At 61.4% G+C, this 17902-nt stretch carries 21 protein-coding genes; 9 read left to right on the forward strand and 12 right to left on the reverse strand.

Annotated features, from left to right (window positions below; all coding sequences use genetic code 11):
- Nucleotides 1–34 precede the first annotated feature (34 nt).
- From ACHMWQ_RS06225 to ACHMWQ_RS06250, 6 genes are read right to left on the reverse strand one after another with little or no spacing between them, the layout of a single operon-like run.
- Nucleotides 35–1069: an ABC transporter permease gene (locus ACHMWQ_RS06225; protein ID WP_396306782.1), complete on the reverse strand. Its 1035-nt coding sequence runs from the start codon at nt 1067–1069 to the stop codon at nt 35–37.
- The gene (locus ACHMWQ_RS06230; RefSeq protein WP_354554586.1) at nt 1066–1830 is read right to left on the reverse strand and encodes an ATP-binding cassette domain-containing protein; all 765 of its coding nucleotides are present in this window, start codon (nt 1828–1830) and stop codon (nt 1066–1068) included. Before ACHMWQ_RS06230 ends, ACHMWQ_RS06225 begins: the two co-directional genes overlap by 4 nt.
- A complete protein-coding gene (locus tag ACHMWQ_RS06235; RefSeq protein ID WP_354554585.1) occupies nt 1827–2126 on the reverse strand; it encodes a hypothetical protein in 300 nt (99 codons plus the stop codon). Before ACHMWQ_RS06235 ends, ACHMWQ_RS06230 begins: the two co-directional genes overlap by 4 nt.
- A gap of 1 nt (nt 2127) precedes the next feature.
- Entirely contained in the window at nt 2128–2862 is a 735-nt protein-coding gene (locus ACHMWQ_RS06240; protein WP_396306783.1) for a hypothetical protein, read from the reverse strand.
- A complete protein-coding gene (locus ACHMWQ_RS06245) occupies nt 2859–3704 on the reverse strand; it encodes a BtpA/SgcQ family protein (RefSeq protein ID WP_396306784.1) in 846 nt (281 codons plus the stop codon). The genes ACHMWQ_RS06240 and ACHMWQ_RS06245 overlap by 4 nt, the downstream gene beginning before the upstream one ends.
- Nucleotide 3705: 1 nt before the next feature.
- The gene (locus tag ACHMWQ_RS06250; RefSeq protein WP_396306785.1) at nt 3706–4596 is read right to left on the reverse strand and encodes a carbohydrate kinase family protein; all 891 of its coding nucleotides are present in this window, start codon (nt 4594–4596) and stop codon (nt 3706–3708) included.
- A 249-nt stretch (nt 4597–4845) separates the two neighbouring features.
- On the opposite strand from ACHMWQ_RS06250, the gene ACHMWQ_RS06255 reads away from it, so the two are divergent.
- Both ACHMWQ_RS06255 and ACHMWQ_RS06260 read left to right on the forward strand, forming a co-directional pair.
- Nucleotides 4846–5589 (forward strand): GntR family transcriptional regulator, encoded by a 744-nt coding sequence (locus tag ACHMWQ_RS06255; RefSeq protein WP_396306786.1) that lies wholly within the window; start codon nt 4846–4848, stop codon nt 5587–5589.
- A gap of 272 nt (nt 5590–5861) precedes the next feature.
- Nucleotides 5862–6212 carry a hypothetical protein gene (locus tag ACHMWQ_RS06260; protein WP_396306787.1) on the forward strand — a complete coding sequence of 117 codons (351 nt, stop codon included), beginning with the start codon at nt 5862–5864 and terminating at the stop codon, nt 6210–6212.
- 6 nt (nt 6213–6218) lie between these two features.
- Here the strand turns inward: ACHMWQ_RS06260 and ACHMWQ_RS06265 are convergent, their stop codons facing one another.
- From ACHMWQ_RS06265 to ACHMWQ_RS06275, 3 genes are all read right to left on the reverse strand, one after another.
- The gene (locus ACHMWQ_RS06265) at nt 6219–6413 is read right to left on the reverse strand and encodes a HAMP domain-containing protein (RefSeq protein ID WP_354554555.1); all 195 of its coding nucleotides are present in this window, start codon (nt 6411–6413) and stop codon (nt 6219–6221) included.
- Entirely contained in the window at nt 6397–6747 is a 351-nt protein-coding gene (locus ACHMWQ_RS06270; RefSeq protein WP_354554554.1) for a hypothetical protein, read from the reverse strand. The genes ACHMWQ_RS06265 and ACHMWQ_RS06270 overlap by 17 nt, the downstream gene beginning before the upstream one ends.
- Before the next feature lie 63 nt (nt 6748–6810).
- A complete protein-coding gene (locus ACHMWQ_RS06275) occupies nt 6811–7818 on the reverse strand; it encodes an AraC family transcriptional regulator ligand-binding domain-containing protein (protein ID WP_354554552.1) in 1008 nt (335 codons plus the stop codon).
- Nucleotides 7819–8106: 288 nt separating this feature from the next.
- Between ACHMWQ_RS06275 and ACHMWQ_RS06280 the strand changes: the two genes are divergently transcribed.
- From ACHMWQ_RS06280 to ACHMWQ_RS06310, 7 genes are all read left to right on the forward strand, one after another.
- Nucleotides 8107–8928 (forward strand): hypothetical protein, encoded by an 822-nt coding sequence (locus ACHMWQ_RS06280; RefSeq protein WP_354554550.1) that lies wholly within the window; start codon nt 8107–8109, stop codon nt 8926–8928.
- A 160-nt stretch (nt 8929–9088) separates the two neighbouring features.
- Nucleotides 9089–9430, forward strand: a complete 342-nt coding sequence (locus ACHMWQ_RS06285; RefSeq protein WP_396309401.1) for a hypothetical protein — start codon at nt 9089–9091, stop codon at nt 9428–9430.
- A gap of 42 nt (nt 9431–9472) precedes the next feature.
- A complete protein-coding gene (locus ACHMWQ_RS06290) occupies nt 9473–10915 on the forward strand; it encodes a DUF1254 domain-containing protein (RefSeq protein WP_354554560.1) in 1443 nt (480 codons plus the stop codon).
- Between the two features lie 428 nt (nt 10916–11343).
- Nucleotides 11344–12003, forward strand: coding sequence for a hypothetical protein (locus tag ACHMWQ_RS06295; RefSeq protein WP_354554547.1), 660 nt, complete (start codon nt 11344–11346; stop codon nt 12001–12003).
- A gap of 50 nt (nt 12004–12053) precedes the next feature.
- Nucleotides 12054–12413 carry an HdeA/HdeB family chaperone gene (locus ACHMWQ_RS06300; protein ID WP_354554545.1) on the forward strand — a complete coding sequence of 120 codons (360 nt, stop codon included), beginning with the start codon at nt 12054–12056 and terminating at the stop codon, nt 12411–12413.
- Nucleotides 12414–12489: 76 nt separating this feature from the next.
- Nucleotides 12490–12927, forward strand: coding sequence for a DUF2721 domain-containing protein (locus tag ACHMWQ_RS06305; RefSeq protein WP_354554543.1), 438 nt, complete (start codon nt 12490–12492; stop codon nt 12925–12927).
- A gap of 373 nt (nt 12928–13300) precedes the next feature.
- The gene (locus ACHMWQ_RS06310) at nt 13301–14131 is read left to right on the forward strand and encodes a Shedu anti-phage system protein SduA domain-containing protein (RefSeq protein ID WP_396306788.1); all 831 of its coding nucleotides are present in this window, start codon (nt 13301–13303) and stop codon (nt 14129–14131) included.
- A 160-nt stretch (nt 14132–14291) separates the two neighbouring features.
- On the opposite strand, the gene ACHMWQ_RS06315 is transcribed toward ACHMWQ_RS06310, so the two are convergent.
- From ACHMWQ_RS06315 to ACHMWQ_RS06325, 3 genes are all read right to left on the reverse strand, one after another.
- A complete protein-coding gene (locus tag ACHMWQ_RS06315; protein WP_396306789.1) occupies nt 14292–14924 on the reverse strand; it encodes a tyrosine-type recombinase/integrase in 633 nt (210 codons plus the stop codon).
- A gap of 209 nt (nt 14925–15133) precedes the next feature.
- Entirely contained in the window at nt 15134–16162 is a 1029-nt protein-coding gene (locus tag ACHMWQ_RS06320) for a hypothetical protein (protein ID WP_396306790.1), read from the reverse strand.
- A gap of 284 nt (nt 16163–16446) precedes the next feature.
- Complete coding sequence (locus ACHMWQ_RS06325; RefSeq protein WP_396306791.1) at nt 16447–17736, reverse strand: hypothetical protein; 1290 nt, start codon at nt 17734–17736, stop codon at nt 16447–16449.
- Nucleotides 17737–17902 lie beyond the last annotated feature (166 nt).

Genomic DNA, 17902 nt, shown 5'->3' on the forward strand with positions numbered 1-17902 from the left:
CCCTTTTTTGGATATTGCGGCGCTGTGCTTGGCACTAGCTCCGTTTGCGAAGCCGTCGCTTGAGTTTGTCTATCCAGACGGCGAGGATCAGGACGGCACCCATGGCGACGGTCTGCCAGAACGGCGGAATGCCCAGGATGACGAAACCATTGAGAAGAATGATCGGGATGAAGACCCCGACCACGGTGCCGAAAACGCTGCCGACACCACCGAACAGGCTGGTCCCGCCCAGCACGACGGCCGAGATGGTCGCGAGGCTGTCCATCGCGTGGCCGTTGATGGTGGTGGTGGAGAAGCGGGCATTCGCCATGACGGCGGCGATGCCCGCCATCAACCCGGAGATCACATAGACCTGGATCAGCCGGGCCGTGGTGGGAATGCCGCTGCGTCGGCTGGCTTCTGTGTTCGATCCGACGGCGAACACATGCATGCCGAAGCGGGTGAGATGAAGCACGATCCCGGCCAGCACCACGGTGACGGCGGCGATGACCACCAGCGCCGGGATGCCGAGCACGCGGCCGGAGCCGATATAATTGACCAGCATTTCCGGCATGGCGCGGACATCGACGCCGCCCGACAGAATCTGCGCGCCACCTAGCGCCATGCCCATGCTGCCGAGCGTGACGATCAGCGCCGGGATCTTGGCGACCGCGATCAGGAAGCCGTTGAGCGCACCCCACAAGGCTCCGACCGCCATCGAAGCCAGGATGCCGATGGCGATGATGTCCCAACCGGCGCTGGTCGTGCCGTAAGTGGTGCCATCCGCGCCGGAAAGCAGAAGCATCAGCTTCGCCGAGACGACGGAGGCAAATACCAGCACAGAGCCGACTGACAGGTCGATGCCACCGGTGATGATGACGTAGGTCTGCCCGACAGCGAGGACGAGCAGGATGGCGGCATTGATCGAGAGTTGCTGGATGTTGTAGCCCGAGCCGAACTGGGCCGGACGCAGCACCAAGAAGATCGTGATCAGCGCGACGAGCAGGAGAAAAATCCAGCAGCTGGCGACGAGGCGCAGCAAACGCTCTTCGGTGGTCTCTACGGGTGCAATGGCAAGGTCGTTGCTCATGCTGCCATCTCCTTGGCTTGTCCGCTGGTCATTTCGCGGACCAGGTCGTTGACGCTGGTCTCCGAGGCCTTCAGATCGGCGACGGTCTGACCGAGGCGCAGGACCTGGATGCGATCCGCCACTTCGAGGACCTGGGGCATGTTGTGGCTGATCAAAATCACCGAGGTGCCGGCGTCGCGGACGCGCTTGCAGAGATCCAGCACGCGCGCCGTCTGGACGACGCCAAGCGCTGCCGTCGGTTCATCGAGGATGACCAGCTTGCTTGCCCACATCGCGGCGCGGGCGATGGCGACGGACTGGCGCTGGCCGCCCGAAAGCGATGCGATCGAGACGCGCTGCGACCGCAACTGCACGCCGAGCTTGGCGAATTGCTCGATCGCCTGACGCTGCATCTCGCGTCGGTCGAGGAAGCCGAACCTACCGAGCCAGTCCTTGCGCACCAATTCGCGTCCGAGAAACAGATTGTCGGCAGGCGTCAGATCCGGCGCGAGCGCCAGATCCTGATAAACGGTTGCGATGCCGCAATCCTGGGCGTCGAGCGGAGAGGTGAAGCTGACCTCCCGTCCCTCGACCCGCAACGTGCCCCCGGTCGGGCGGTCCGCGCCCGACAGGATCTTGACCAGGGTTGATTTGCCCGCGCCATTGTCGCCGATCAGGGCGACAATCTCGCCTGGCATGACCCGGAAGTCGGCGCCTTTCAGCGCCTGCACATGGCCGAATGTGCGCCGGATGCCTGTCGCCTCGAGCAGCGGCTCGCTCATGTGCCCGTTTCCAGGCCGATATTGTTGGAGAACGCGAAGAACTCGTTGTAGCGGGCGGCGCATAGCGCCTGCCAATGCTCGAATGCTTCGGTCGTCGAGGCGAACTTCCAGATCTCGACTTCCTGGAAGTCGTGCTGGCCGCGGATGTGGAAGCGGCCATTATACTGGGCGCCGCCGGCGCTGGCCTTGTCGCGAACGGCCTGCCAGGCCTCGGTAAGGGTAAGCTTCTGCGCCTCGTCGAGGAGGTACCAGTGCGGGCGCGGGCGGGAATAGTGGATCCAGACGGATTGAGTCATGTCAGGCGTGCCTCGGCGCAATGAGCTCCGCGAGCGGCTCGAGCCGGCCCACGATGTGACGCGATGTGGTGAACTTGAAATCGGCTACTTCTTCATGGCCGCGAATGGCGGCATCGGCCGTATCGGGGCCGTCGATCTCCCAGGCGCCGAGATGGTGCCAGCCATGCGACCAGTCCAGGCGGTGGCGGCCGGCGATGTTGACGCCGAGGGCCAGATCGCCCTTGAAGGCGATATCGCACTCGAAGTCGTATTCGGTCCGCTCGGCTGGCGTCGCCTCGCACCATTGGTCGTTCCACTCCCATAAGGCGAGGAACGACCAGCCATGGTCGGTGAGCGCGCCCTTGCCCATAACGGGCGCGAACTCTTTTACCCCCATTAGCCACTCCGTGCGGAAAGCGCGGGCCCAGCCGGCTTTTTCCAGCCGAACCGTTCCGGCAAGCGCGCTTTCGAGATCGGGCGCCTCGAAGACGCCGGCGATGTCGTGCGAGTGGGTGAAGCCCGTTGCCAGTGCGCGTGGTGCGTTCGGAGCTTCCGGATCGAAAACCCGGCGCAGCGACAGCGTCCATCCTTCGGCGGCGAGTTCATCGAGAACGGCGAGAATGGCGCGGCGATGCGCCTCGCCATAGATGCCGGGCAGGTCATCCTGCCGCGTGGCGACGAACATCACCGAAGCCTTCGGCGACGCGCCGGAAGAGGCCGTGGAGAAGACGTCCGTATCTCCGGTGAGGCTGGTCATGTGCGTGCCTTTTCGACCGCGTTCATCAGCCGCTCGACGCGCCTCGGATCGACCGGGTTCCACCAGCGCGAGTCGACCTTGAGCCACTGGCCGACGATCGCGCCGTCGGCGACGGCCATCAGCGAAGGCACCTGTTCGGGCGAAAGGCCGGAGCCGACGATCACGGGCAGGTTGGTGCCGGCGCGGACTTCGCCGACTTCTTCGGGCTGGGTCGGCGAGCCCGTACGCGTGCCGGTCGCGATCAGCACGTCGGCGTCGAACCATTCGGCATCGGTCGCCTGCTCGGTGATCGAGCGATCGGCGGTGATGGCGTGCGCGCCGAACTTCACATGCACGTCGGCGAAGATGGAGACGTCCTTGGCGCCGATCTGGGCGCGGTAGCGCAGCGCCTCGGCCGCCGGGCCGTTGAGGAAGCCCTCATTGGCGACATAGGCATTGACCCACTGGTTGACGCGAACCCAGCGCGCGCCGACCGCCTTTGCGACGGCGAGGCCGGCGATGGCGCCGTTCGCCACGCAGGTGATGCCGATCGGGTTGCTGACGGCGTTGCGGACCTCCTGGCAGATCGCCGATAGCGCGGCGACGGTCTCGAAGCCGATATGCTCCGGCCGCGAGAACGGCATGTCGCTCGCGTTCTCGATCATGATGCCGTCGATGCCGCCATCGACGAGCGTATGCACATCCCTGATCGCCGCTGCGATGATCTCGCGCATCGGCTCGCCCTCATAGCGCGGCGCGCCGGGAAGCGAGCGCAGATGGACAACGCCGATGATCGGCTTCGACTTGGAGAAATGCGCCTTCAGCGCGCTCGGCTTGGCCGGCATTACGATCGGGGGAGACATCCTACCTCTTCGTTTCTTCGTATGTTTCGATTTCGGGGAGGGTCGGGTACGCCGTCTGGGCTCCGACCCGCGTGCAGGCGATGGCGGCGGCGGTGACCGCCCTGGCGAGGACACGGTCCATCGGCCAGCCGGCTGCCACGCCGGCGAGAAACCAGCCGGCCAGGCAGTCGCCGGCGCCGGTCGTGTCGACAATGTCCAGGGCCGTTGGTGGGGTGGCGCTCAGCACGCCATCGCCGTCGTGAAGTTCGGCTCCGAGCGGGCCGCGCGTCCGCACCACGGCGCCGACGCCAAGGGCGCGCAGCCTGCCGACCGGGTCGTCGCCAAGGCTGTTCGCTGCCCGGTCGTTGATGAATACGAATGTCGCGCCGTCCAGCACGTCCGCGAGCGAGTCGATGCCGGCTGGAAACGTGGCCGGCTCCAGATCAATCGACCAGGAGAGGGCGAGACCGCGCGCCCGTTCGATCAGGCGCGCCGCGCCCGGTCCGAAACAGGCGGTATGCACATGGGTGATGCCGTCGAGGGAAGCCGCCTCGATCGCTTCGAGTTCAGGATAGATCGTGACACCGGGATAGAGCAGCAGCCGCTTTTCGCCGTGCGGCTCGATAACCGTCACAACCCGGCAGAGCCCGCCGCGGACGATGGCCGGCCGGAACTCCAGTGGCAGGGAGTGCGCATCCCGGTGCATCTGGCCGGAGGCGTGGTCGGTACCGAGCGGCGTGAAGAGGACGGCGTCGCCGCCGGCGCGGCCGAAGGCGACCGCCGTATTGGTGACGACCCCACCAATTCCCTCGGTCGACCCGGTGCAATGCACCTTCTCGTCCGGCGCGGGCATATGGGGCGCCAGCAGGCTCAGATCCAGGCTGATGTCACCGACAAAGAGAGTTTGCGCCAAGGGATGGGTCTCCGTGTGATGACATATTTGTAGTAATGTAATTACATTTGGCAAGCCCGATTTGCGCAAAAAGATAGCTGGATATAATTCGGCCTATAAACTAGCCATTATGACCTGCATGAGCGACACCCTGCGTTTCCGTGTAGATCCCAGCCCGCGCGATTCCAGAGCGCCGGGTCCCCCAGCCCTTGCGGGCATCGATGCCGAAATGGTAGATCTGACAATTGTCATTACATTATCAGGGGCACGATGAGCTGGAACGCAGCACGGCTTTCGGATGAGGGCGCGCCGAAATGGTTTCAGATCGCCGGTATCCTTCGGCAATCGATCGTCGAGGGTGAATTCCAGGCCGGCGACGCCATGCCCACCGAGGCCCACCTCAACGAAGTCTTCGAGGTCAGTCGCACGACCGCGCGCGCCGCGCTGAACAAGCTTGTCCAGGAGGGCTTGATCACCCGTCGCTCCGGCGTCGGCTCGATCGTTCTGGGTGGCCGCGTCGACCAGCCCGTCAACCAGATCCGTGGCTTCACCGAGGACATGCAGCTGCGTGGCCTGAAGCCGTCCTTCGAGGTGCTGTCGGCCGGCTGGAGCCAGGCCAGCGGCGAGGCGGCACAGGCGCTGGGCCTGGCGTCATCCGACAAGCCGTTCCGGTCGGATCGCCTGCTGCGCGCCAATGACCGGTTGATGGGCTATTCGGTGTCGTGGATCCGGCCCGACGTGTTCGGCGCGATGGCGCCGCCAACCGAGGCGCTGCTGGCTGGCGGCTCGCTCTATGCCTGGCTGCGCGAGAATCTGGGCATCGAGATTTCCGGCGGTGTCGAATTCATCGAGGCCAATCTGGCCAGCCAGGAAATCGCGCAACTCCTGGATGTCGAGCTGGCGTCCGCTGTGCTGGTGGTGACGAGAATCGCGAAGTCAACCGCTGGCCTGCCGGTCGAGTTCGCTGTCGTGACCTATCGCGCCGACCGTTATCGTTTCCGCGTCGAGCTATAGCGCTCGGCCTTTTGCCGCCAGAAATGTCGTGCCGGAATGCATGATGGACAGCGCCGGTGCGCGGCGCGCCACGCATAAGCGTCTCAATAGCGCCGGCACTGGCCGCCAGGGGCCGCTCCATTAGCTCACGAGAAAGTGGTGAACTGCTATGAGTTGGTTCGGGCGATATGCCATCACGCCTATCGTCCGGATTGGGGCCGGAAGCTGACAGTCCGCATTCAGGGCGAAACGGCCAAAATTCAGCCATTCCGCAATAGCCTGCAACGCGCCTCATGTCGGGCATTGAACCGACTGCGAACCAGCAAAACCTCGCGCCAGCCGCCAATTCGTTGCAACATTATTTTACGCTGTCGGCTATTCGACTTTGGACAGTATTTGACGGGAGATCCGCCCCACTAAGGGTGGCATTTGCCAAAGAAGAGAATGCCGAAGTGGCAGCGGAAACCATTCCGCTGGATCGACGCGAAGCGGACCTTGCGCGCACCGGCCTCGATCAGGGCGATGCGCAGCCGGGCGTCGAAGGTAGCATTGATCCGGTCGCTCTGGGCGTCGGCCTCTTCCAGTTGCCGCCGCGAGCTCGCCCGTCTCCTGTTTCCCAAGCGCCCTCCGGATCGTCAGCTTGAGCCGGTTCAACGGCACTTCAAATCATGCGCGATGTCGGCTGTATCCTGCTTCATGCCCTCGAAGAGGCTGGACAGCCGGCCGAGCGTTGCGTTGATTCGGACGGAGAGCACGTCGATGTCGTCGCCGTCGCCGAGCAGCGGAATGCGGGCGTCGAGCTCGCCCTCCGAGATCCGGGCCAACGTGTCAGCGATCGCTTCCATCCGCCGCTGCAGGCGCACTGCCAGGATCCAGCGCGATGGCGGCGAGCAAAACGATGAAGGTCGCCCATACGAAGATACCCGCTGTAGTGACCCCGACGGTCTCAATTTTGTCATAACTCTTGCCGACGACGAGGGGGTAGTCGTTGCCGATATCGCCGGCGAGCAGGCAGTAGCGGGCATTGCCGTCGAGGCCGAGGTCGCGCGCCGTCGACCAGCCGAGCGGCAGCGCCTTGGGAATGATGTTGCCGACGAGACGAGCCCAATCAGGCTTGGTCTCGGGTGCAGATAGAGAGGCCAAGCCGCAGCCGGAAGCACTTTTTGGTTCGAGCTGCATCGGGCTGCGAGAAAAGGCGATCGTCGGCGACTGATATTGCCAATCCGAATGGCCGCATGCTGCCTAGTATGGCTTGGAACGAAAATCTCGCGGTGCACGTCCGTCCGCCTTTCGAAAGGCGCGCGCGAAATTGGCGGGAGAAGAATACCCCATCTCCGCCGAGACACGGGTGATCGATCCGTTGGTGTGGCGTAGCAGCTCAATCGCGCGCTGATACCGCATCGCGTTCGCCAGGCTGCGAAAATCGGCGCCAACCCGATTCAGCTCGCGTTGCAGGGTTCGCACGCTCGTGTCCATGGATTGGGCCGCGCTATCGATGGACACGCTGCCGGCGAGAACCTGGGCACGAATTTGCTCCAGGACGACGTCGAGCAAATCGCGCGGCGCCCCACCCTGCCGATCTCGCTCCACATCTTCGATGGTGACAATCGGCGATGGCACGTGCCGCCGGCCAACGGATAAATATCGGCTTTCCGTGACGATGGTCACCGCCGAAGCGTTGAAATGAACCGGGCATTGGAAGACGTCTTCCAGCAGCCCGGCCCGGCATGGCTTGCTGATGTCCAGCTCGATTCGCAACGGCCTCCAGTCAAGGGGCAGGTAAGCCCTGAAGACGCTCAGCAGAACGCCGGCCGCCGCGCTGGCGATCATATCGTAGCCGTCGCGACCGGCCAAGGCGAAGCGGTAGCCGTAGCGCACTTCGTCCCCGATGATGTCGATGGCCATTCGGTCAGCCGTGCTGTGAAAACGGAGGGCCGAGATGGCGCGCCCGATGGATTCGCCGAGCGTGTCGGCGCCGATCACATAGTGCCCGTAACTACCATAGTTGGCGGCGTCCATCTGTGGAGCCATCAAGACTCCAAGATTTTGCTCGCCCGCCACTCGTGCCGCGGCATTGACAAAGCCGAGAACCGCCGCGTGGGGGATAAAGCAATTCCGGCCCTCGACCAGCTCAAGATCGAAGCCGGCGGCGCGATTGGCATGCAACAGTGCTTTCGCCCCGACTTCCCGACGCACGAAATCCGGGATGCCGTGCAGGATGTGACTGGAGATAACCGGGATCTCGGCCATGCCCGCTATTTCCCTAAAAAGCGCGACGATGGCGCAAAATGAGTGGTCTCGAAGTCGACATGCCGCTTTTTAGTAGACGTGCGCCAAGCCAAAGAGATGCTCTTTGGCTGCCGGCACAACTTCGAATATTGCCGGGGGGGCGTTTCGACCGTGACTGTGATGACGACGTTCATGCTAGTCAATCGCCCCCATGGCCGGATTCAAGCAGTTTCCACCCTGTCTGCTACGGATGCCGCTGAGTTCGCATGGCCCGACGCTAGATTTAGAGCCGGTGGGAAATGCACACCGATGCGGACCAATCGGTCTCTACTCGCGTTGGCGCTGATCGCGGTTTTGTCGTTTCCCGGTAAATCCTTCGCCGAAGATAAATCGACAAGCACCGAAGAACTTGCCAAGGCGGCTCAGAATCCAGTCGCTGACATGATCAGTTTGCCATTTCAGTTTAATACAAACCCCGGCTACGGCCCCTACAGTGAGACACAGGAAGTCATCAATATACAGCCGGTTATTCCGATTAGTCTCTCACCGGATTGGAATCTGATAACCAGAACGATCGTCCCCGTCATTTCCCAGCCGCAACTCTATCCGGATAGCAACCGAATCTTCGGCCTGGGCGACACGACAGTCAGCGCGTTTCTGTCGCCCGCTCACTCGGGCAAGTTCATCTGGGGCGTTGGACCGGCCGTCCTGCTGCCGACAGCCACCGACGACGACCTCGGATCCGGAAAGTGGGGCGCTGGCCCCTCGGCCGTCGGTCTCATCATGGACGGACCGTGGGTCTACGGCGCCCTGGTCAACAATATCTGGTCGATCGCCGGCGATTCTAGTCGGAAGGACGTCAACCAGATGACGCTCCAGCCGTTCGTGAACTACAACTTCAAGGACGGTTGGTACGCTTCGTCATCCCCGCTCGTCACGGCGAACTGGATGGCCGAGAACGACAATCGCTGGACCCTGCCGATCGGCGGGGCGTTCGGCCGTGTCTTCCGGCTCGGCAAGCAACCCATCAATGCGCAGGTCGGCGCTTACTACAATGTCATCGCGCCCGACGATGTCGGTCCGCAATGGCAGATCCGCGCGCAATTGCAGTTCCTGTTCCCCAAAAAGTGAGTGCGCATCCGGCTGCAACCGCTGAACTGGCTCCCGCGACGCTTCTCACTCAGCAAGTCGAACTCGAGCGCTTCAACTCGATTAATAGTAGAAGGCAATTTCTGTGCTAAAGATGCTTAAGTTATCGCTCCTTTCGGCGGGGGTTGCAGCTGTGCTGGCCATGCCATTGCTCTCGAGCACACCGGCTCAGGCCTATCGGTCTGGCGGAGCCGCCTGTGGACCCCGAGGCTGCGCGGCAGCCGGATGTGGCCCACGCGGATGCGCAGCCGGTGCGGTCAGGCCAGGCTATGGCGTTCCGGGATACCGCCCGCGCGGCGTCGTTGTTGTGAATCCGCACCGCTATTGGCGCCCCGGTGGCGCGATTGCCGCAGGGGCAGCCATCGGTTTCATTGCTGGTGCCACAGCCGTTGCTGTCGCCGGCACCCCGCCTAAGCCCGGATACTGCTGGTACTATACGACGCCCAACCGGACGAGCGGTTTTTGGGACGTTTGCCCGCGATAATTGTCTCTTCGCAAGTTCAAGAAGGAAGTAATTCAGATGCTTATGCTGACGAAACGGGATCTCCTTCGCTCTGCTGCGATGGCTGCCATCGTTGCAACGACGGCGAAGTTCGCCCCCGCCATTGCAAAGAACAAGGCGGAATGGCCCAGCCTGCTGGAGGCCAAGGACATTGCCGAGGAAGGCTTCACCTTCGGCCTGCCGCTCGTGATGATCTATGCTGTCATGCAAGAGTTTGCTGTCGACAAGAACTCGGGGCAGTTCAAGGCGCCGTTCAACGAGATAAACAGCCTGCACCATGTCGCCACTCCGGCGGATACGGCCGTCATCACGCCGAACAGCGACACGCCCTACTCGTTCATCTGGCTGGATTTGCGCGCTGAGCCAATGGTCATTTCGGTGCCGGCGATCGAAAAGGAACGCTACTACGCGGTCCAGCTGATCGACGGCAACACCTACAATTTTGGCTATATCGGAACGCGCGCCACGGGATCAGAGGCGGGCGACTATCTGGTGGTCGGTCCCGACTGGAAGGGTGAAACGCCCCCCGGGATCAAGCAGGTCTTCCGCTCGACAACGCCATTCCCGCTCGCGCTTATCCGCACGCAACTCTTCAACCCTGACGACATGCCGAACGTCGAGAAAATTCAGGCCGGCTACAAGGCGCGGCCGCTTTCCGGCTTCCTGGATCAACCCGCCCCGCCTGCCGCCCCGGAGATTGCGTTCGTTCCTGCCACCACGGCCGGGATCAAGGACAACTTCTTTGAATATCTCGACGCAGCCCTGCAATTCGTGCCCGAGACGGCAAGGGATCAGGCTGTTCGCGCAAAGCTGGCGAAGATCGGCATCGGTCCGGGCAAGACCTTCGAATTCAAAGATCTGTCGCTCGAACATAAAGCCGAAATCCTGGTCGGCATGAAGCAGGGCAACGACAAAGTCGACAAATGGCTGGCCAGCGGAAACAAGAGCATCAACGGCTGGAATGTCGGCTCGTTCTTTGGTGACGAGGCCTTCTACAACGGCGATTGGGTGATGCGCGCCGGGGCTGCGAAGGGCGGTCTTCTGGGCAATGATGCCGTGGAAGCGATGTACCCCTACACCCGAACGGACGCTGCCGGCGGAGCGCTCGACGGCAGCAAGCATAACTACACCATCACTTTCGCGCCTGACCAACTGCCGCCGGTAAATGCGTTCTGGTCCGTTACGATGTACGACGGCAAGAGCCAGCTCCTGGTCAAGAATCCGATCCATCGCTACCTCATAAACTCGCCGATGTTGGAGGGGATGAAGAAGGGCGCGGACGGCTCGCTGACGCTGTACCTCCAAAAGGACAGCCCCGGTCCAGACAAGGAGTCCAATTGGCTTCCGGCGCCGGATGACGAGATCTATCTCGTGATGCGCCTGTATTGGCCGAAGACCGAAGCGCCTTCGATCCTGCCGGCGGGTGCGGGGACATGGCAGCCCCCCGGCATCCAGGTCGCGCGATAGTTATCCTCGCCCATGCTGATACGTCGTGCCGGATAGCAGTCTGGTTTTCAGGTTGACGGGTCTTGAACCAGGCCTTCGAGTCGCGCCAAAGCTCCGCCAGCGCTTCAGTGACGGCACCATGACACGGGAAGAAGACACGGCGAGCTAGAGTTCGATCTCGCAGGCAGGCGCGGCGCGGGTTGGAGCACAGACCGCCCTGCCGGCACCAGACAAGCAAGCGATCGAGCCGAGACATTTCAGGCGAACGTGCCCCGGCCGAGGCGACGATGTCGCGCTTGGCCGGGGCTGGACAGGACACGCGCGGAACGGCGGCAGGATTGGCGCGGCCTCGTTGGCCGCGCCCTGAAAAAACGGCGTTCGCATGGACGAGCAGACCAGACGGTGAAGCGGCCGCTATCGCTTCCAATCAAAACCCAAGGAGAACGAGGATGCTACGAAGCCTCTTGTCGACGGCGGCGGTGCTATGCGCCATTGCCGCCGCGCCAGCGGCGCTGGCCCAGGATGCCATTCAGAGCCCGGCGCAGAAGACGATCGGCGGCAGCGCCAAGACCCAGATCGAACCCGCCCTCATCGTCATGAACGCGGCAGGCGCGAAACTCGAGGGCAACAAGCTGACCCTCACGGGCACCGCGGCCAACTCGATCATCTTCGCCGACCGCCCGGTGCGCGCCGCCGGCCATGCCCTGACCGCACACCTTCTCGAGGAATGGACCGAAGGGTCCGGCAGCTTTGCCAAGGACCCGCCGAACGCCACGGTTTCGGTGTTTGACAAGTACGGCTCGAGCGTCAAGGACGCCGTCGTGACGCTGATGTCGCCCAAGGCAGACGGCGCCAACATCGTCTTCGACGTCGCCGTGCTCGAGGGTGACCTCGGCAAGGCTGACGGCCCGGCATCGGTGTTCATCGACATCATCGGCATGCCGCTGACGCCGCTCTCCTTCGCCGGCGCGGCGCGGCGAACGGCCTATCGCGGGGCGTTCTATGCAGGGGCCGCGGCGGGTGCGGCGTATCGCTATCCGCCGGCCTATGCGCCTTATCCTGCGTACCCGGTCTATCCGCCCTACTACCCACCCTATCGCCCCTACTAGTCGGCCGATCGGCGCCGCATGACAAACCAAGTTAGTCTCGGAGTTTCCGAATGATCCGAACCGTCCTGCTTGCCGGCGCCATCCTGGCATCCGGCGCTTCTGTCGCCTTGTCCCAGAGCGCGACGCCGCTTTCCGCTTATGCCGACGAAAATGGCTTCCTGGACGTTCAGGCCCTGACCTGCGCCCAGCTTGCCGGAACGTATCAGCAGGACGCCGATGCGCTCACCGCCTGGTATAGCGGCTGGTACAACGGCCTGGCCAAGAAGCACTACTACGACATCAAGAAGGGCAAGCAGATGGAACACGAGGTCATCGTTTACTGCAAGGCCAATCTCGACAAGAAGATCATCGATGCGATCGCGGTCGTCTTCAAGGATGAACGCGCCAAGCTCGGCATCGAACTGAAGTAAATGCGTCTGGAGGGCGCCAAGGCGGTTAAAAGCCGGCGCCCTCCGGTTCAGGCAAGTGTTTTTAATGGTTTGGCGAATGATGATTGAAGATACGCCGACACTGTCGCAGCTGTCCCAGGTTATGCTGCATGCCACCGCCCCGGCCTTCCTGCTCGGTGCGACCGGCTCGTTCGTCGGCCTGCTCGTCGCGCGTCTCAACGTGATCATCGAGCGCAGTCGCTCGATTCACGGCATCCGTGATCCCGACGATGATCGCTTGCCGCTCAAGACCGACATTCCGCGATTGAAGGTGCGTGCCAAGTTGCTGCAACGCTCGATATCACTCGCCATTGCCAGCGCTATCAGCACCACGCTGCTGATCGTCTGGAGTTTTATCGCCGCCTTTTTCAATCGCGACCATGAGGTGGGCGCAGCGATGTTGTTTGTCGCAGCCCTGATTTTCTTCGTCGCCGCGCTGATCGGGCTGGCGCGCGAGGTTTCGATCGGTCTGGTCGAACTCGACCATCTACCCTGACCGAACGGTTCCAAACGTGCGCTTTCAGAAAATGTCGAAGCCGATTTCAGCGACCGACATAGGGGCGGGGTTCCGCCCGGCAGGTTCGGGGCCGGCAGCGGACGGTCCGGTTTTGGGAAGCACCCGGCGGTAAGCTGCCGTTCTGATCTATGGTCATCGGGCAAAATTTGGCTCGTCCGCTAACGACCCCATCACGGTCACATTGACGATCAATGGCAGCTCCTAGCCAATAAGGCCATTCGAGAAACGCCAAGTTCACCTGCGAAGTGGTAACGTGTATAGCGATAGAGTTGTGACGGGCCGAGGTCGAACTGTTTAGGCTGAGGCCAGCGTCAGCACCAGGTGTACCGTTTAACTTGCTCAGAGGTGCCGGATGACCAACGCGAAAGATTTACGAGAGGAGTACCTGACGCTGCTCGATGGCGGTGAAAACGAGCAGGTCTATCAACGCTTCATCGAGATGCACACTCAACTCACGCCGCGCGACTTTGTGCAGAACCACGGCGTCCATCTCAGCCTCGTGTTGCGCAAGCTATCCTTCGGAGCTGACTTCAAGAGCGATTTCTTCTTCCTCTCGAAGAGCTCAGATGACTGGAATGCTGTTTTTATCGAAATCGAGAAGCCGACCTCACGCTTCTTCAAGGACGGTAGTCAGGAATACCATCCCGACTTTGTTCATGCACTGCAGCAGATCAACAGCTGGCGTGCATGGCTCTCCATCGACGGCAACATGCCCGGCTTCTTGAGCCAGCTCAGCTCGTTGCGGGTGCCGACCACGATGCAGCGTAACCCCACCTACCCGAAGTTCGTCCTCGTGTTTGGCCGTCGTGCCGAGTACCACGACAGCGAGTTGCGGCGCAGCCGCATTCGCGCGGAGGAGCGCGAAGACTTCAAGATCATCACGTTCGACAGCCTTGCCGAAGGACTGTCGGGCAAGGAGCGTTTGTGGCTAGGCGTGCGCCGCGCAGAGTTCACAGACTTGCAGGATGATGAGATCGTCGACAAAAGCATCTTCATCTGGGCAGATCCTCACATGCTCACGGTGAGCGAGAAGCTGCACACCGAGATCGAGAAGGTCGCTGCGAAGAACACGCCGGCACCGTTTCATATACCAGGTCACGGTCATCTCGCGAGCAACCTCCATCCCAACGCGCTGAAAGTGAAAGTGCGGCGTGGGGCGCCGGCGGCCGTACCGGTTGCGTAAGGGGAAATGCCGACCGCCGAGCCCATTGACGAAACGACGCCGTCTGTCCGCCGTCAACGACCGCTTTGGGCCCTAAACGGTCTTTGCGGGGTGGATAGCTGCCTGTCAGCTATCCATCCCGAAGCGGCTATCCGCGATGAGACGGATAGCCGCTCGAAATTCAGATTTCGGTTCGCTCCGCCAGGAGCAGCGCATCCTCGACGTCGACACCAAGGTATCGGACAGTGTTCTCGATCTTGGAATGACCAAGCAATATCTGGATCGCACGGATATTACCTGTCGCCCTGTAGATCATCGATGCCTTCGTGCGGCGAAGCGAATGGGTTCCATATTCCTCAGGGTGCAGACCGATCGCAGTCACCCACTCGTCAACGAGGCGTGCATACTGCCTCGTGCTCATGTGTTTTTCGTGAGCGACCCGGCTCGGGAATACAAATTCCTCGACCGAGCCGCCACGCCGTTCAAGCCAGGCCAGAAGGCTTGCTCTCACGTCGCTGGTGATCTCGAATTGGACGGGGCGACCGGTCTTCTGCTGAATGACGATCGCCCGGGTTCTGATTTCCGGTCCGGCGACGACATCACGGATCCTGAGGTTGACCAGGTCGCAGCCGCGGAGCTTGCTGTCTATCGCAAGATCAAATAGAGCGCGGTCACGAATGCGGCGCTGACTATCGAGAAAGAAGCGAACGGCCCAGATCTGCTTCTGCGTAAGCGGACGCTTCGTGCCCACTTTCTTGCCGGCGTTCCAAGCTGCGCGCTCGCGGCTTGCATCATCATATTGAGAATGGCCCATGTGAGTTCTCCTCGGCCTTGATTGGCCGAGTATGAAACGCGCGTGTCACAACCGTTCGGGGGCCGTGAGCGGACTGTCCGGTTATGGTCGGGAAACTGAGAAAGCCGACGTTCGTTCAACTGCCCCATTACAGACGTTCGCGACTAGGGTACGCGAGTCTCATGCGACCCCTGCTAGTGAAAGATTAAGGCCCGTGGGGATTCCGTCGATCAATCGGATAGGTTGATCCACACAATGAACTCGTGAGGCTGATACTCAACCTGCTCAGCTTCTTCAACGGGAATGGCGTCGAACGCTTCCATCAGGAAAGCATCGAGCTGCGTGCCGCCGATATTCTGACACCAGACGTTCGGCAGGCCTCCATTAACATGATCGAGCCGAAAAAAGCCCGGCCTGTGCGCGTGACCCTGCTCCTGCGCGCCGGCATGGAGCACTGCGAGATGATTCATAATGATCACCCCGTCGACAGAATCGAACGGAACACGCACACTATTCAACTGATAAAAGGAGTGCTCGGTCAGTAGACCTGATTGCGGGTAGGTTAGCGCCGAAATGGGTTCATACACATAGGCGTCCCAGAAAGCGACGAGCACACCAATCGTCTCCTTTGCGGAGAAGCCTGAGAACTTGTCATCGGCGCTTTCGAGAAAGTCCTTCAGGACGTTGTCACGCGGCCAGGTAGCGGGTTCGTTCGGGTTCGGGTTCGCGCGAAGGGTATCTCCCAGTTTGGAACGGGCGGGGATCTGTCGAGGATTCGCTCCCCGTGCTGCCTGATGATTGACGAGGGAGGGGCATTTGACCTCGAATAGATAGACACGCTCTTCGAGTTCAACGGCGAGTTCTGGCCGACGACCGGTGGTGGGATTGGCTGGTTCATGCTGGAATTGTGCGCCTGCGGGCCAAGGTGCTTCGAGCAACACCCTAAGCACCAAGATTTCGGCGAACTTCTGCAGCAGTTGCTGGAAGCCCGCTCTCCATGCCCCAGGGTTCTGCGCCGCTGGGGTGTACCCCGTACCGATCAGCTCATCGACAAGGCGTTCGCCCAAACCAGGTAATCGATACTCGCAGGAAGCCAAAGCGCAGATAAGGGCTTCGCCAAACTCCGTTACGCGACCTTTGTTAAGGTGATAGGTCAGCCAATGGGTTCGGTCGCCGACGCCGGCACGATAGCGGTCGGCGAGAATTTTCGAAATATATGAAGTATCTTGATCGGCTACGCTTTTCTGATCCGGGTTCAAACCTAGCCTCCAGTGTTTGCAAGAACTAAGAAACGAGGCGAAGAAGTTAGTCCTAAATCCTCTCCGCACAATGGAGTGAAACCTCACCTTGTTGCCGGTCACAATCAACCTAAATTGCCGTTCGATGGCCCACTGTAAATTTTTAGCCGCCGTTTAAACTAGGCGGGGGCCGCATGAGACCGGATCGGTATGAGCCGGCAAAGCTTGTCGGGCGCGCAGAAACACCGCCTGTGTGGACTCAGGAACGCAATAAGCATCGGCGATCGGCGGTGGCAGAAGCGTGTCTACTGTCGTTGCGATAGTGACTTGTAGTAAACCCTGGCCGCGCCCGGCGTGGGCTCGAAGGTGAAGCAATCGCAATAGTCATCGATTGCCTGCATCACGCCGAGCAGGGATGGGCCGGAGAATGCCGCTGCCTGGCCGGTGCCCCAATGGCTTAGGAAGTTTCCAACGATCGTCACCATATTGGTGTTCAGACCGGCTTGCTGGGCCGCGTCGAGTTCGAGGCTGTGGGCGGCCTTGTGCAGTTTGACGGCCGCATCAATGGCCTTGAGGAATTCACTCGACAATTGCTTGTCGTCGTTGAAGGCGATGTCCACCGGCACCGGGATCCGGAGCTTGCTGATAAGATCGCTCAATCGATATTCCAAATACTGCCGCACGCCTTCCTTTGCGGAGTCGACCTGACCGGCTTGAAGCATCGAAATGGTGCGGTCGCGCACCTTGTTGACCGCTCCGGCCTGCGGCAGGACGGCAACCTGCGGCGATCCTTCGAGGCGCTGGTGCCACCACGTTCCCGAACCGCTGTGCTTGTTGAACAGCTTTTCGAGCATCGTGTCGTGGCTTAACAGGATCACCTGCGGTCCTGTCGCGTTTCCAGGCCTCGCGAAGGTGGTTCTGATGAGTTCAACGAGAAAGTGCTGGTGCCCGGCGTCGAAGCTGGACGTGACATCATCGAGAACCACGAATTTCGGCAGTCCGCCGAAGAGAGACGCGGCCGCCAGATAGAGCGAGATCGCGAAGGCGTTGCGGAAGCTCTCGGAGAGAAGCGCCTGAGGTGAGACGTTCGTTAGCCCGTAGAATTGGGTAAGGTCGATGCGCAGTTCCTCGCTATCTGCCTTCTTGGAAACGGCCGGCTCGACGCCGTGAAACGACATCTTCTTGAAATAGTCCTTGAAGACGGGCTCGACTCTAGCGAGGCGCGCCTTGCTCATACCTGCCTCCGCCGTCGCGAAGGTCTTGGATGCATCAACAAGAAAGTCACGAACCCGATCGACACAGGCGTCTCTTGCGGCTTCTTCCGCAATCACATTCCGGGATCGCTCGAGCTTAGTCCAGCTATCCTGCAAGCGCCGCGCGGTCTCCACTTTCTTGGTCACCTCGACCGACGACGGCGGCAATTCTTTCTCGAGTTGGGCCTGCTCGGCTGCCAACTGCGCATCGATCTCGCCAGCCTTGGCGCGTAGCGCCGCAAGGTGTTCCACCAACGCCTCGGCTTCCGCCTTGGTGATCGAGCCAGCAGCGGCTCGGGTATGCCGGGCGGCGAGCAGGCGTTTTTCGGCGGTGGGCTCCATCGTGGATTCGAGTTGAAGAAGCTCAGTCCACCCGCACTCGCTCCATTCCGTCGCCAGCGCCGTAGTCGCCTTATCCAAGTCGTCGAACTCGGAGAGCTTTGAGGCAATGTGGTCCCGCAGGCTGTGAGTTCCAGTCCCATCGCAAAGTGGGCAAAGATGCGGATCC

This window comes from Kaistia sp. UC242_56, assembly GCF_044452255.1.
Lineage (GTDB): Bacteria > Pseudomonadota > Alphaproteobacteria > Rhizobiales > Kaistiaceae > Kaistia > Kaistia defluvii_A.

Bases quoted from the DNA above. Each gene is read 5' to 3' on its own strand.
- ACHMWQ_RS06225 (WP_396306782.1), bottom strand. From the start codon at position 1,069: ATGAGCAACGACCTTGCCATTGCACCCGTAGAGACCACCGAAGAGCGT.
- ACHMWQ_RS06230 (WP_354554586.1), bottom strand. From the start codon at position 1,830: ATGAGCGAGCCGCTGCTCGAGGCGACAGGCATCCGGCGCACATTCGGC.
- ACHMWQ_RS06235 (WP_354554585.1), bottom strand. From the start codon at position 2,126: ATGACTCAATCCGTCTGGATCCACTATTCCCGCCCGCGCCCGCACTGG.
- ACHMWQ_RS06240 (WP_396306783.1), bottom strand. From the start codon at position 2,862: ATGACCAGCCTCACCGGAGATACGGACGTCTTCTCCACGGCCTCTTCC.
- ACHMWQ_RS06245 (WP_396306784.1), bottom strand. From the start codon at position 3,704: ATGTCTCCCCCGATCGTAATGCCGGCCAAGCCGAGCGCGCTGAAGGCG.
- ACHMWQ_RS06255 (WP_396306786.1), top strand. From the start codon at position 4,846: ATGAGCTGGAACGCAGCACGGCTTTCGGATGAGGGCGCGCCGAAATGG.
- ACHMWQ_RS06260 (WP_396306787.1), top strand. From the start codon at position 5,862: ATGTCGGGCATTGAACCGACTGCGAACCAGCAAAACCTCGCGCCAGCC.
- ACHMWQ_RS06265 (WP_354554555.1), bottom strand. From the start codon at position 6,413: ATGGAAGCGATCGCTGACACGTTGGCCCGGATCTCGGAGGGCGAGCTC.
- ACHMWQ_RS06270 (WP_354554554.1), bottom strand. From the start codon at position 6,747: ATGCAGCTCGAACCAAAAAGTGCTTCCGGCTGCGGCTTGGCCTCTCTA.
- ACHMWQ_RS06275 (WP_354554552.1), bottom strand. From the start codon at position 7,818: ATGGCCGAGATCCCGGTTATCTCCAGTCACATCCTGCACGGCATCCCG.
- ACHMWQ_RS06280 (WP_354554550.1), top strand. From the start codon at position 8,107: ATGCGGACCAATCGGTCTCTACTCGCGTTGGCGCTGATCGCGGTTTTG.
- ACHMWQ_RS06285 (WP_396309401.1), top strand. From the start codon at position 9,089: ATGCCATTGCTCTCGAGCACACCGGCTCAGGCCTATCGGTCTGGCGGA.
- ACHMWQ_RS06290 (WP_354554560.1), top strand. From the start codon at position 9,473: ATGCTGACGAAACGGGATCTCCTTCGCTCTGCTGCGATGGCTGCCATC.
- ACHMWQ_RS06295 (WP_354554547.1), top strand. From the start codon at position 11,344: ATGCTACGAAGCCTCTTGTCGACGGCGGCGGTGCTATGCGCCATTGCC.
- ACHMWQ_RS06300 (WP_354554545.1), top strand. From the start codon at position 12,054: ATGATCCGAACCGTCCTGCTTGCCGGCGCCATCCTGGCATCCGGCGCT.
- ACHMWQ_RS06305 (WP_354554543.1), top strand. From the start codon at position 12,490: ATGATGATTGAAGATACGCCGACACTGTCGCAGCTGTCCCAGGTTATG.
- ACHMWQ_RS06310 (WP_396306788.1), top strand. From the start codon at position 13,301: ATGACCAACGCGAAAGATTTACGAGAGGAGTACCTGACGCTGCTCGAT.
- ACHMWQ_RS06315 (WP_396306789.1), bottom strand. From the start codon at position 14,924: ATGGGCCATTCTCAATATGATGATGCAAGCCGCGAGCGCGCAGCTTGG.
- ACHMWQ_RS06325 (WP_396306791.1), bottom strand. From the start codon at position 17,736: ATGGAGCCCACCGCCGAAAAACGCCTGCTCGCCGCCCGGCATACCCGA.